The organism is Streptomyces sp. WZ-12, assembly GCF_028898845.1.
Classification (GTDB): Bacteria; Actinomycetota; Actinomycetes; order Streptomycetales; family Streptomycetaceae; genus Streptomyces.
In genome coordinates this window covers 5,744,504-5,758,958 of the sequence record NZ_CP118574.1, presented here as the reverse complement: position 1 = coordinate 5,758,958, position 14,455 = coordinate 5,744,504, and the positions used below count along the sequence as shown (strand labels likewise).

8 protein-coding genes are annotated in these 14,455 nt (G+C 70.4%); 6 read left to right on the top strand and 2 right to left on the bottom strand.

Annotated features, from left to right (window positions below):
- Positions 1-26: 26 nt before the first annotated feature.
- A complete protein-coding gene (locus PV796_RS24945; protein ID WP_274915611.1) occupies positions 27-1,565 on the bottom strand; it encodes a sodium:solute symporter in 1,539 nt (512 codons plus the stop codon).
- A gap of 204 nt (positions 1,566-1,769) precedes the next feature.
- On the opposite strand from PV796_RS24945, the gene PV796_RS24940 reads away from it, so the two are divergent.
- The 4 genes from PV796_RS24940 (at position 1,770) to PV796_RS24925 (ending at position 7,190) form a co-directional block, all read left to right on the top strand.
- Positions 1,770-3,557 carry a PucR family transcriptional regulator gene (locus PV796_RS24940; RefSeq protein WP_274915609.1) on the top strand — a complete coding sequence of 596 codons (1,788 nt, stop codon included), beginning with the start codon at positions 1,770-1,772 and terminating at the stop codon, positions 3,555-3,557.
- Between the two features lie 291 nt (positions 3,558-3,848).
- Entirely contained in the window at positions 3,849-4,310 is a 462-nt protein-coding gene (locus PV796_RS24935; protein ID WP_274915608.1) for a hypothetical protein, read from the top strand.
- A gap of 254 nt (positions 4,311-4,564) precedes the next feature.
- Positions 4,565-4,954, top strand: coding sequence for a hypothetical protein (locus tag PV796_RS24930; RefSeq protein ID WP_274915607.1), 390 nt, complete (start codon positions 4,565-4,567; stop codon positions 4,952-4,954).
- 259 nt (positions 4,955-5,213) lie between these two features.
- A complete protein-coding gene (locus PV796_RS24925) occupies positions 5,214-7,190 on the top strand; it encodes a WXG100-like domain-containing protein (RefSeq protein WP_274915605.1) in 1,977 nt (658 codons plus the stop codon).
- Positions 7,191-7,247: 57 nt separating this feature from the next.
- On the opposite strand, the gene PV796_RS24920 is transcribed toward PV796_RS24925, so the two are convergent.
- Positions 7,248-7,523: a hypothetical protein gene (locus tag PV796_RS24920; protein ID WP_274915603.1), complete on the bottom strand. Its 276-nt coding sequence runs from the start codon at positions 7,521-7,523 to the stop codon at positions 7,248-7,250.
- Between PV796_RS24920 and PV796_RS24915 the strand changes: the two genes are divergently transcribed.
- Positions 7,522-12,135, top strand: a complete 4,614-nt coding sequence (locus tag PV796_RS24915) for a toxin glutamine deamidase domain-containing protein (RefSeq protein ID WP_274915602.1) — start codon at positions 7,522-7,524, stop codon at positions 12,133-12,135. The two genes, PV796_RS24920 and PV796_RS24915, sit on opposite strands and share 2 nt — an antisense overlap.
- 11 nt (positions 12,136-12,146) lie before the next feature.
- Positions 12,147-14,384 (top strand): SUKH-4 family immunity protein, encoded by a 2,238-nt coding sequence (locus PV796_RS24910; protein WP_274915601.1) that lies wholly within the window; start codon positions 12,147-12,149, stop codon positions 14,382-14,384.
- The last annotated feature ends 71 nt before the right edge of the window (positions 14,385-14,455 follow it).

Sequence of the window (14,455 nt, the reverse complement as noted above, 5' to 3'; positions counted from 1 at the left end):
GGGGTGCTCTCTCCGTGTCGTTGTGGTCAGTTGCCGGACGGGCCCGGGGCGCTCGACGCGGCGGGGGCCGACGGGCTCAGCCGCTCCTGCCAGGCCGCCAGGATCGCCGCGTCCGTGGGACGGGTGGCCAGGCTGACCGCCACGTAGGCCACGAGGGAGGCGATCAGCCCGTAGTAGATGGGCTCGTTGGCGAGCACCCCGAGGGCGACCATCAGGCCGACGACGGTCAGCCCGCCGACCGCCACCGCGGCCAGCGCCCCGGCGGCGTTGCCGCGCCGCCACAGCAGCCCCCCGAGAATGGGCACCAACAGACCGCCCACCAGGAGGTTGTAGGCGAGGGTGAGCGCCTCGACGACGTCGTTCAGCGCGATCGCGATGACGATCACCGCGACGCCCATGAAGAGGATGAACAGCCGGTTGCCGCGCACCTCGTCATGGGGTCGGGGGTCTTGGCGGGGCCGCGCGGCTTCCTGGGGGTCAGGGGCCTCGTGGGGGTCAGGGGCCTCGTGGCGCGGGCGCAGCGGTCCCGGCGACCGCAGCCGCCGCACCCGCGCCCAGATGTCGTTGTTGGCCACCGTGGCGCAGGCGATCAGCGCCCCCGACGACGTCGACATCACCGCCGACAGCGCGGCCGCCAGCACCAGGCCGCGCACCCCCACCGGCAGCGCGTCCTTCACGATCGTCGCGAACGCGTCGTCCGGGCTGCCCAGTTGGGGGTAGAGGACCTTGGCCGCGGTACCGATGACCGCCCCCGCCAGCGCGTACACCAGACAGTACGTGCCGGCCGCGGTGCCGCCCAGGCGCGCCACCCGGTCGCTGCGCGCGGTGAACACCCGCTGCCAGATGTCCTGCCCGATCAGCATCCCGAAGGAGTAGATCAGCACATAGGTGAAGACGGTGCGGCCGCCGATGCCCAACGGGGCGAAGTAGTCGGCCGGCAACTGGGACACGAGCCCCGCGAAGCCGCCCGCCTTGATGACGGCGAGCGGCAGCAGGAGCAGCAGCACCCCGATCGTCTTGACGACGAACTGCACCATGTCGGTCAGGGTGATCGACCACATCCCGCCGAGCGTCGAGTAGGCCACCACGATCGCCCCGCCGAGGACGATCGCCAGCGTGCGGTCCAGCCCGAAGAGGACGTCGAAGATGGTCGCGTAGGCGATGGTCGAGGTCACCGCGAGCATCAGGGTGTACGCCCACATGACCACGCCGGAGATGATCCCGGCGGCGCCGCCGTAGCGCAGGTCCAGCATCTCGGAGACGGTGTAGACCTTCAGCCGGGCGATCCGGGCCGAGAAGAAGATGCTCAGGGCCAACAGCCCGAGGCCGATGGTGAAGACCATCCAGGCCCCGGACAGCCCGTACTGGTAACCGAGGCCGACGCCGCCGATGGTGGAGGCGCCGCCGAGCACGATCGCGGCCATGGTCCCGGAGTACATCGCGGGGCCGAGGCGGCGCCCGGCGACCAGGAAGTCACTCTTGGAGGTGGCGCGCCGCATGCCCCACCAGCCCATACCGAGCATGCCGGCCAAGTAGAGAACGATCACCGCGTAGTCGACAGCCATGGGCCGTCCCTTCCAGTTGCCTGCGAGCTGCGCCAAGGGGAGAGGGGGAGGGCGGAGGTGTTGCACCTGTGGATGTGAGGGAGGGGAGTTGCGAGCGGGGCGGTGGGGACATCCCGTCTCGGGCGTTGACCCTAGGAGGCGCGCGGGCGACGCTGAAGTGTACGTTTCCTCCACTCCGACGCCCCTTACGTGGAGGATCCGCACATGCCGCGCCCGCTCCCCCCGCCGTCCACCCCGCCGGTCCCCCTGGCGGGCCTGCTGGCCCGTAGGGACCTGGGTCTGCGCCAACTGGCCGGCCCCCGCGAGGGCGTGACGCTCCACTGGGTGCACACCTCGGAGATGGCCGACCCGGTGCCGTATCTCCTGGGCGGCGAGCTGCTGTTGACCGCCGGTGTCCACTTGGCCGAGGCGGTGGCCGCCGGGGACGGCGACGCCCTCGACGCCTACCTGGACGGCTATGCCGCCCGTACGGTCGCGGCCGGAGCCGCCGCCCTCGGTTTCGGGATCGCGCCGGTGCACCGGACCGTCCCGCGCGCCCTGGTGGACGCCTGCGAACGGCACGGGCTGCCGCTCGTCGAGGTCCCGGAGGGGACGCCGTTCACGGCCGTGGAGAGCGCCGTCTGGCAGGCCGTCACCGAGGCCCGGCACCGCGAACTGACCCGGATCGGCGAGGCCCAGCGCGCCCTGGCCGCGGCCGCCGCCCGCCCGGAGCCGGCGACCGCGGTGCTCCGCGCGCTGGCCCGCCACGCGCACGGCTGGGCCGCGCTGCTCACCCCCGACGGCACCGAACACGGCTCGGCCGGGGCACTCCCCGCAGCCGCCTGCCGGGCCGCCGCCGTCCGCCTGGCCGGCGTGGTCGCCGCCGACGGCCCCGCCTCGGCCGCCGACTCCCTCCCGGGCACCCACCTGACCGCCTACGGCCTTACGGGAGGCCAGGGTTGGCCGAAGAGGAGAGCAGCCGCGGAGGGGGACAGGGCGGCCAACGGGAGCGGAGCGGCCAACGGGGAACGGGCGGTGGCCAACGGGAGAGGGGCAGCGAACGAGCGAGGGGTAGCGGGGCGGACACCTGGCCAGCAGGGGCTCGCCCTGGTGGTCGCCACCGGCCCCGACGACCCGCCCGCGCACACCATCGCCGGCGTCGCCGCCGTCCTCCTCTCTCTGATCACCAGCCCCTCCGCCGCCACCACCATCACCGGCGCCGACGCCCCCGGCGGCCCGCCCGGCGCCGAACTCGCCGCGGCCCTGGCCCACCTCCTCCTCGGCGCCCGCCCGGCCGACATCGCCCCACTCCTCGGCCCTCCCCTCTGGACCGTCGTCCACGCCGCGCCCCGTCGGGACACCCCCGGCACACCGGCCACCCTGGCCGCCGCGCTCAATACCCCGCTGGTGGCCGCGGATCCGCCCCCGGGCAGCGCCCTACGCGCCCTCGTCCCGGCCGACCACGCATCCGCCGACCGCGCGCCAGTCGCCCTCCCCGGTTGGACGCTGGGCATCAGCGCCCCCGTCCCGGTGGCCGAACTGCCCACCGCCGACCGGCACGCCGCGACCGCCCTCCGCCGCGCCCTCGCCCGCCGCACCGGTGCCGTACGCCATCACGCCGCCGACCCGCCCGGCGTCCGCACCCTCATCGACCCCACGGACGCCCACCACCACGCCCGGTCCCTCCTCTCCCCCCTCCTCGACTCCCCTCCCCTCCTCACCACCCTCCACAACTGGCTCGCCCTTCACGGAAGTTGGGACCGCACGGCCACCGCCCTGGGCGTCCACCGCAACACCGTCCGCCAACGCATCACCCGCATCGCCGCCCTCCTGGACACCGACCTGGACGCCCCCGACGCCCGTATGGAGCTGTGGTTCGCCCTCCGCACCCTGGAGGAGCCCACGGGGCCCACGGAGCTCCCGGAACTCCCGGACGCCCATCGCACCCGGGACGCCGACCGCACCTCCCGCCTACAACACCCACCGGATGACGCCCCCTTCGGGGACCGGTAGGGACAGCCGGCGACAGGACATGACAGGAAGGGAACAAAGCCACTGAATCGACGAACCGACCGAACCGACCGATCCACCCAAGTCGCCACAACACCCCACCCTTTCCCCACCAGCGCCATCGCTCCCACCCCTCCCACGTACCATCCGCGCAGGTGAACCACGTACGCTCGCAGAGCGTCGACTAAGTTGACCGGGGGTCCAGAGCCGGGGCTCTGACTTGGCCTTGACTCCGGTGTGACCTCACGTCAAGGCAGTCGACGTGACCAAGCAGGCAACACGGGAGGGACCTCCATGACGGACTCCGCATCCGGCACTCCGGCCGGCGGCGCGGGCGCCAGCCACGGCGGCAACGCGAGCGGCAACGCGGGAGCCCCGGAGGGAGCCACCGGCGGCCAGCCGCCCGTGCCGCCGCCGTACCCGCCGAGTGCCGTCCCCGGCCAACAGCCCGGCGCCACCCCGCCCAAGGTGATCCCGACCTCCGCCGAGCACGCCCGGGAGATCGGCAGCGCCTACTTCCCGCCGGTCGGCTCACCGGGCGGCCCGGTCTCCCTCTTCGTCCACGAATTCGCCGAGGGCTACCTCATCCACGCCGGCTGGCCCGCCCCGGAGGACCCCACCGCCCCGCCCGCCAACCCCGGCGGCACCAACATCGTGCTCACCAAGGCCAACGGCGATGTGACCACAGTGCCCAACTTCCCCCCGGAATCGGCCATCGCGGTCTACCGCCAGTGGTACCGCCCCGGAACGGCGTGACGGGCGCGACCCGAGACCAACGCCCATCGCCGTCACCCGCCACCCGCCACCCGTCCGTACGTGGGCACGACACGAGTGGGCACAACGGGCGCAACAGATGTGTGGGTGACATGACGGTCATGGATGCAGCCGGCACGACGACTTAACAGTGACGGCCCTGTGACACAAGCGCCTTGATGGATAGTTGAACGGCGCGACTAGAATTTACCCACGACCCAACGGTATGTAACGAGCTCTGAGCGGGGGGAACGGCAATGGCCGGCGACGGTCTGCAAGCAGACGTACCGTCACTGAAGTCGGGCGGCAGCGCCTTCACCAACATCGGCGAGCGCTATCAGAACGCCGTCGAGAAGCTGAAGAACGGTCTGACTGACCTCGAAGGCAAGGACGTGCCCCCCTGGGGCGACGACGACATCGGCTCCAAGTTCGGCGTCGTCTACGAGGGCCTGCGCGACGGCATGTACGAGTCCATGGGTCACCTCGCCGCCAAACTCCAGGAGATCGGCGGCGGGTTGAACACCATGGCCGACAACCATGAGGGCAACGAGGACTTCACCCACGCCCTGATGCAGCAGCACGTCGCCAACGAGGAAGCTGAGAGCAAGGAAATCAGCGCCCTCAAGCGCCCCAACGTCGGGGCCTGAGCCCACCACCGCGCCCGTCCTGCCTCACCACCTCATCGGGCGCGATCTTCCCGTTCGTCCCGTCCGCCCCAGCCGTCCCGCTGCGTGGCGGCCGGCGGCGGGACACCGCTCACCGGCCCGAGTGGCCATCACGACCTGACCGACCTGAACCACCTGCCTGCCCAACTGCCCACGGCACCCGTGCACTTCGCCCCCGGCGGGGCGCGCGACCGCCGTCCGCACCTCACCCACCGCTTCGCCGTCCTACGGGGGATTCCCAATGTCAATGATGCTGCCGGATTGGCTGGAGTGGGTCCTCCAAATGCTCGGCTACGACTGGCCGACGGGCGACGAGGACAAGATGAACGAGTCCGCCAGCCAGTGGCGGGAGTTCGCGAACGCGGTGGAACAACTCCAGTCGGAGGGCGTCACCGCCGCCGGCAACGTCCTGTCGGCGAACAGCGGCGACAGCATCGACGGGTTCAGCAAGACCTGGGACAAGTTCTCCGACGGCGGCAACGGCTACCTCAACGACGCCCGTGAGGCGGCCGAGTTGATCGCCGTCGCGATGGACGGCGGGTCGGTGATCATCGTCGGGATGAAAGTCGCGGTGATCGCCCAGTTGGCGATCCTCGCGGCGGAGATCATCGCGGCCCAGGCGGCCGCACCGTTCACCTTCGGGCTCTCCGAAGTCGCAGCGGCCGGCGCCACACAAGTCACTCGCCTCATCGTCCGTCGCATCCTCAAGGAAGCGCGCGACGCACTGGTCGAGGCGATCGTGAACACCGTCAAGCAGCCGGCCATGGACGCGCTCCAGGCGATGATCTCCGACGCCATCGCCCAGGGCGTCAACATGTCGTTCGGCGCCCAGAACGGGTTCGACGTCAACCGCAGCCTCAAAACGGGCACCGACTCCGCCACGGACTCCCTCAAGAACACCGGCGAGAACCTCGGCACCAACTTCCGCGACGCCCTGGGCGGCAAGGCCGGCCAGCACGCCCGCGGCGGCCTGGACCACGCGGCGGGCCGCGGCGGCGAGCACGGCGGCGACGGCGAACACGGCGGCAGCGGCAGCGGCAGCGGGGAACACGGCGGTTCGGGTTCGGGGGCCGGGTCGGGTTCCGGCTCAGGGGCCGGCTCCGGCGGCGGGGAGCACGGCGGCTCCGGCGGCGGGAGCGGCTCGGGTGCGGGGTCTGGGTCCGGGTCTGGGTCCGGTTCCGGATCGGGCTCCGGTTCCGGCGGACACTCCGGCTCCGGCTCCGGAACCGGCGAGCACTCCGGCTCGGGCAGCGGCTCCGGCTCCGGCTCCGGCGCGAGCGATCACGGCGGCTCAGGTTCGGGCTCGGGCTCGGGCTCCGACAACCCGTCCCATGCTCCGCGCCCGGGCGACGGCCCCTCCACCACCCCCGAGCACAACAACTCCGGGTCCGGTACTGGGTCCGGGTCCGGGTCCGGATCGGGTTCCGGTTCAGGATCCGGTTCCGGTTCCGGTGGCGACCACGCCAGGCCCACGCCCCAACCGCTACCGGACGCGGCACACCGCACCCCGTTCGACGAGGGCTTCCAGGGCGGCGCCAACCACGACCCGTACTCCGGGGCCCACTCCCCCAACACGGGCTCGACGCCCGAATCCGGCCACGGTGGTTCCCCCTCCGACTCGGGCCACAACCCGAACTCCGGCCACCCCGACGGCGTCAGCACCCACCCCACCCCGGACCAGAACCCAAGCCCGAGCCCACACAACGTCGGCCCCGTCAGCACCCACCCCACCCCGGACAACGCCCCCCACTCAGCGCACCCGGACGACGGCGTCGGCACCCACTCGACCCCGAACGCGCCCCACCCCGACTCGGTCACCACCCACCCCACCCCCGACCACACCCCGGACGCACAGGGCAACCACCCGCCGCAGGACAACCACCCGCCGCAGAACCACACCCCCGACGCGCAGGGCAACCACCCCACCCCGGACCCGGTCAGCACGCACCCGACCCCCGAGCACGCCCCGGACCCGGTCAGCAACCACCCCACCCCTGACTCCACCGGGAACCACCCCACCCCGGACCACGCTCCGGACTCCGGCACCTCTCACCCCACCTCCGACCACACCCCGGACGCACAGGGCAACCACCCGCCGCAGGACAACCACCCAGCGCAGGACCACACCCCGCAGTCGACGCACCCGGACGGCGGCGTCGGCACCCACCCGACCCCGAACGCGCCCCCCCGACTCGGTCACCACCCACCCCACCCCTGACCACACCCCCCACGCACAGGGCAACCACCCCACCCCCAACCAGAGCCCAAGCCCCCATCACGTCGGCCCCGTCAGCACCCACCCCACTCCGGAGCACAACGCCCCCACCCCGTCCAACTCCCCCACCCACGACGGGCCCGCGCACGGCGTCCAGGGCTCCAGCTCCGAACCGTCGCCGTCCCCCACCCCCCATTCGCCCCCGCCCCACGACGGCGGTACCGGCAGCGGCAACGGCGGCAGCCACGACAACACCAGCGGCAACGGCAACGGCAACCACGGCAACGGCAGCGACCACGCGGACTCGTCCAACTCCTCCTCCGGCGGAGCCGGCATGGGCAGCCGCCCCTCCATGCCGCACATGGGCATACCCACCCAGGGTGCGCCCGTTCAGCACACGACGAGCCAACAGCCCACCCAGCACCGCGATCCCGCACCGGGCGACCCCATGCCCCATGCCGGCGACGACCACGACACCACCGTGCGCACCCAGTCCGCCGACACCATGACCGCGCCGCCCCCCACCCAGCACGCCGACACCGCAACTGGCGGCCCGAACACCCCGAATTCCGGAACCAGTTCGCCCCAGTCGTCGCAGGGCTCTGCGCCCACCTCCGGCCCGATGATGGGCATGCCCACCTCCGTCCCCAACCACGGTGGCGGCGCCGGCGCATCGGGGGCGAGCGCTCCGCACTCCTCGTCCGCCCGCCCGACGGCCGACGGTCCCAGCCAGCCCAACCGCCGCCCGGACGGTTCCCAGCCGACCCGCGACGTTCCCCAACAGCGCTCCCCGGAACGCTCGGCCAACACCCCGCGACCGGAGAACTCCCGCACCAACACCCCCACCGCGCAGGGCCCTAACCGCCTCCCCAACGGCTCCCAGTCCGGCCGCGACGGCTCCCGGCAACAACGCCCCGAGCCCACCACGAACCGGCCGACCCCCCAGCCCCACCCGAACCAGCCCCACAACCAGCCCCACACGGACGCGAACCAGCCCCACGCGGACACCAAGCACCCCCAGCCCACCCAACACCCGGAATCCCAGCAGCCGCGCCCGGACGCCAACCAGCACCACCCGGAAACCAAGCAGCCGCGTCCGGACTCCCCGCGTCCGGAATCGCCCCATCCGGATTCCCCGCGTCCGGACGCCAACGGCGCCAAGCCGGAGCACCCCAACACCCCGCACCCGGACGTTCCCAAGGCCCAACACCCCGACGCCCCGCACCCGGACGCGCAGAGCAACCACCCCAAGGACGACCACCCCACCCAACGTCCGCAGGACCACCAGCCGGAGCACCGCCCCGAGCAACCCGAACATCGCCCCGAGCAGTCGAACCACCGTCCCGAGCAGCCTGAGCATCGCCCCGACGCCAAGCGTCCGGAAACGTCCCGGCCCGAGGACCACCGCCCGAACTCCAACTCCCAGGAGCACCAGGGGCAGCCGCACTCCCCCAACCCTCAGCAGCACCCGCAAAACCACCAGGGTCAAGGCCAGCACCAGCCCCAACACCCACAGCAACACCAGGACCAGCACCACCAGCCACAGCCACAGCAGCCCCACCAACAGTCACATCCCCAACAGAACCCTCAACACCACCAGCAGCAGCCTCACCAACAGCACCAGGCTCAGCATCCCCAACAGCCCACCCCGCAGAGCCACCACCCCCAGCAGGGAAACCAGCAGCAACACGACCAACAGCAAGCCCCGCATCAGCAGCAACAGCAACAGCAACAGCAACACAGTCAGCACCAACAGCAGCCGCAGGACCATCACCAGCAGCAGCCTCAGCACCCCCAGGATCAGCACCAACAGCAGGAGCAGCAGCACCCCCCGAAGCCGAACCTGAACGGCGTCCGGGCGAGCCTCAACCACCACCCCGGCGGCCTGTATTCGCCGTTCCCGCACGACCAGCAGGCGCTGGAGCACAACTTCCCGCGGAACCCGGACGGCACCCCACAGGTGCACGCCGACCCGTTCCAGCCGTGGGCCAAGTACCAGAACGACGGCGGCCCGACGGTGCCCGGCCGGTCCAACAACTGTGCCGACTGCACCCGTTCGTTCATCGAGTCCTGGTACGGCAACCCCCAGGTCTCGGCGGTACGCACCTACGACAGCGACGCACACGGCAACCTGGACCGCGCCAGCGGTGAACGCGACGGCACCAACAACATCCAGAAGTGGGCCGGCACCAACTTCCGCCACTCGGGCCAGAACGCCCACGAGAGCTACAACAACATCGCCCACGAGCTCCAGAAGTCGGGCCACGGCTCGGCCTCGGCCGTCCTGGTGACGTGGCCGAAGAACGCGGACGGCTCGGGCGGCGGCGCCCACGTCTTCAACGCGGTCAACCACAACGGCAAGGTCGTGTGGGTCGACAGCCAGACCGGCGAGATCAGCCACAAGCCGATCCACACCAACGCCGAGGGCGTCTGGCACCTCACCCTCGACGGCAACCGCCAGCCCTTCGACCCCACCGCCGCCCACCACAACAACCAGGGCCAGGGCCAGGGCCAACAGCACCACCCCCAACAGCAACAGCAACAACACCCCCAGCAAAACCAGCCCCACCCCCAACAGCAGCAACACCCCCAGTACGGCCAACAGCCCCACCAGCAGCAGCCACAACAACAGCCGCAGCACGGGCAGCAGCAGCCGTACCCCCAACACAATCAACAACAACAGCAGGGGCAGCAGCACGGGCAGCAACAACACCCGCAGCAACAGCAGTACGGCCAACACCAACCCCAAAACCCGTACCAGCAGCACCAGGGCCAGCAGCCGCAACACAACCCGTACCAACAGCCCCAACCCCACGCACAACAGCCTCAGCCGCAGCCACACACCCAGCAGCCCCAGCACAACCAGCCGTACCCGCAGCAGCAACACCAGCAGCCCCAGTACGGCCAACACCAGCCGCAGCAACACCAACAGCACAACCCCTACCAACAGCCCCAGCAGCAGCACCCTCAGAACCCGTATCAGCAACACCAGGGCCAGCAACCGCAGCACAACCCGTACCAACAGCCGCACCAGAACCAACAGCCGCACCAGCCCTACCCCCAACAGCACACCCCGGGCCCCAACCAGCACCACCAGCCGCAGCCGCAGCCGCAGCACCCCAACGTGCAGCACCCGCAGCAGCCGCACGCGCAACAACCCCCACACCACCAGCCGTACCCACAGCAGCAACACCACCAGCAGCCTCAGCACGCACAGCAACCGCACCCACAACACCAGCCGCAGCAACACGTCCCGAACCAGCAGCACGGCGGCAGCCACCACCCGGCGGGGGCCCCGGAATCCCACTCAGGCGGCCCCGAGCACCGGCACGGCGCTACACCCCCGCCCAGCAACCCGGGCATGAACCCGGCGCACAACCAGCACCCGGGCAACCAGGGTCCGTTCAAGCGCGAGCGGTCGCCGGAAGGCATGGACTGGGAACCGCAGCACCCGGAGCCCAAGCGCAACAAGCTCGATGGTGACGGCGACACGCACATGTCGGAGACCGGCTCTCACCACGTCAACCACTCGACACCGCACAACGAGAACCACAACCAAAGCCCTCACGAGAACAACCCCGAAAACCACCACGAGCAGCAGCCCAACACCCACAACACCGACCCCAACCACAACAGCAACCACCACAGCACCGAGCCGAACACCCACGCCCCCGACCAAAACCACAACCAAGGCGCCCACGACACCCACATGTCGGACGCCAACCACGCCACCGACCACGACCGGCGTCCGCTGCCGAAGCCGGAAGACGCGAACCATAAGCTCCACCACCTCTCCCCGGACGAGGAACAGCACGCACTACGCAAAGAGTCGGACGTCCACCGCATCGAGTTCGACCACGTCCACGACCGGATGCGCCACTGGGCGGAGAACGGGCAACTAGCCAAGGTTCTGAAGGATGCCCACCAACGCCTGGAGACGGAACGCGCGGCGCTCCAGAAGGGCGAGCAGCCCCCGCCGACCGCGTTCACCCACCAGGAACTGGAGCGCCACCTAGGCGACGACTTCCGTCGGATGAACGACGGCGAGCGCATGGCGGTCGTCGCTACGCTCGCGCGCACCAGTGTCAACTACCACGAGACACAGGGCGTCGGCCACAATCCGAAACACGACTCCACCCCCTATGCCGGCGCGACCCGCGCTGACGGAACCCCGGACCGGGTCCGGGATTCCAAGCGGTCTGCGAACGTCGATATACGCGAGAAGGCCAGGGGAGCAATCCCAAAGCCATACCACGAGAACTCGGAGACGAAGCAGGCGCTCGACTCGCTGCGCGAGCAACTCAACAAAGACAATAAGGGACGGAAGATCAGGGGCATAAATCCGGTCGTCAATTCATTCCCGGATCATAAGCCCGACTTCTCAGGCAAGAACTATGCGGTAATCGAAGTCAGGGATCACAAGGGCAACGTCACTTATGCCGTCGACGCATCAATCTCTGCCGGCAGCAGCGGGTTCACCCCCCATCACTCCGAAGAGCACTTGCTGATGTGGATCGACCGACAGAATTCCTTGCAACCCGAGGGGCAGAAGTACGAGGTCCACAGCCTGTATACGGAACGCGAGCCCTGCGGCAAAGGCGAGGGGCACGCCCATTGCTCCGTGCTACTCAAAGATAACGAATACATGCGCGGCAAGAACGTGTATTACAGTGCCACATACCGGGATGACCCACAAGGCATCACCGACCGCAACGCATACCGCCAGGAGTTGAAGGAAAAGGCCGCCGGAGAGTACGCGAAGGCGAATAGCCTAGCCGACGAGAAGGCTCGCCATAAAGCGAACGAAAGGATCAACAACAGAATCGCCGCCAAGGTCAAACTGAAGCAGACGGACCGCGAGGTCAAGGTAGATGCCGAGATGGAGAAGCATCTGCACCTCGTGGCGGAAGTCTGGGCCAAGTCGATGAAGCACGTCACCTCTTCGTAAGAGAGCTCCACATGACCGAGATGCCTCCTGAAATTCCGCTCCGTTCCCCAGAACAGGCCGTGGCTCAGGTCCTGGACTGGTGGGAGAACGGCCGCGACGACGCGGGCCGGGTGAACCTCGCCGTCGAGCAGGACGGTCCGGCCGTCAGCGCCGTGTTGCGGGAGCTCCACCGTCGGGTCCCCGGCAGCGTCCTGCTCGACGCGACCGGCAAGACGGCGGACGGGCTCCTCAACGAGCTGCTGGACGTTCTCGGTGTACCGGAGTCCCCCCGCTTCCCGTGGAACTGGGACGACCAGGTCAAGCGCCTCGGCACCCACCACCTCGTGCTGATCGACCACTCGTCGTCCGCCGGCCCCACCCGCCGCTCCGCGCAGACCGAGCTGGTGGTGCGGCGGCTGGCCGAGCAACTGAGCCTCGCCGATGGCCTTGGCGCGGTACTCGCCGTGCCGTTGGACCACGATCAGCGGCTCGGCAGCATCACCCTGCGTCTGGACACCGCTCCGACCGGGGAGGACCCCGACACGCCCGAGCCGGCCGATCTGCCGTTCCCCGTCCGTGCTCTGGCCCTCTCCGAGCCCCGCCTCGTCCCCCTGCCCGTATGGCGCGAGCTGATGACGGCGGCCACCACCGCAGGGCTCGATGCCTCCCCGGACGGAACACAACCACCTGCGGCGGAAGCCGACTTGGAAGCTCTGGCCCGGCAGTTGCCCAGCCTCCTCCACTACGCGGACGGACTGGTCTCGTTCGCCGACGAGGGCCTGGCCGCCGCGATCCGGCGGGCCCAGGACTCGGACGTGACCGCCGCCGTCGGCCGCCACTTGGTCACCTGGCTACGCCAGCACGCCCCCGACTTCCAACACCCCGACGGCTGGGCCGCATCCGGTCCCCTGGGCCGCTACGCCACCGACGGCATCCTCATGCACGCCGTCCAGGCGGGTCTCTTCGACGAGTTGGTCGCCGACGGCACCGTTGTCGCCCACCTCCCGCAGCCCACCCTTCTCGACGCCGCCCACTGCGCCTACGACGGCTCCCTCCTAGGCAACAACGCCGCCGCCGACGCCGTGTACCTCCTCATGTACGCCCTCACGCGACTGCCCCAGCCCGCATGGGCGGCCTGGCTGCACCTCGCGGCGACCGCCCGCGGCGATATCGCACTCGCCGACGGCATCACCCGCTCGGGCATCCAACTCCCCTGGCAAACCCTCTGGACCCACTGGCGCCCCCCGGGCGGCTACCACCACAGCTACCTCCACCCTGGAGCGATCGGCGACTTGCACCCCGTCCGTTGGGAGGGTCGCCCGGCCGTCCTCTCCGACGGCGACGACGGCACCCACATCTGGGACCCGACCTCCGGCGAACTCCTCGCCGGCCCCTGGACGACGGACGAGGACTTCCCCACCGACGCCCGGCCCGCTCTCACTTGGCATTCCGGCGACCACACCGTCCCCGGACCCACCTCACTCCAGGACCTCCGCGAGCACGCGGACACGTCGGAAGTCTGGGTTGGCGCCCTTGAGGGACCTCTCTACGTCTCTCTGACGATCGAGCCCGCCGGGGCCGCCACGCGTCTCATCGTCGTGGCCGGAGACAGCGGCCTCTTCGCCGTACGACCACAGCCGGACGTGGATCCGGACGACCTGCATCAGCCCTACGTAAGGCAGCTACTCGGCGCTCTCACAGCCGCCGGCCCCACCACCCCCGCCAACGCCCCCGCCCCCTCCCCCCAGGACCTCGCCGCCATCTTCGGCGCCGACGCCTACGTCACCACAGCCCCCGAGCGGCTCCCCGACGACCTCACCGACCCCACCGCCCGCCGCGTCCTCACCGAGACCGGTCTCCCCGCCTTCGACGACCAGGGAATCGCCCTCGACCCCTCCGCCCCCGACTTCCTCGACGAGGTCTCCTGGGCGGAGGGCTTCCCCGAAGAGCCGGACGAGACCGGCCCGTTCTACCGGATCGGCATCTGGATGGGCGGCGATGTCGTCGTCGACGGCCCGAGCGGGCACGTCCTGCGCTGCCCCGGCTACGCGGACGACACCATCGCCGAGGGCGGCGCCCTGGTCGCCACCGACCTGGAGCACTTCCTCACCATGGCCGCCCTCTTCGTCACCGGTCGCCGCATCCTGATGAGCCTCGACAGCCGCGACGAGGCCCACCTGCTGCGTCAGCACATCGAAGACGCGCTGTTCGAGGTCGACTGGGAGTGTTCCGACGCCGGCGCGTGGGTCTACCCCCTCCACAACGAGTAACCGAAAGTCACAACGACAGCCGCCGGTGGGCCCGTTGGCCCACCGGCGGCTGTTGTCTGCCGTCCGTGCTG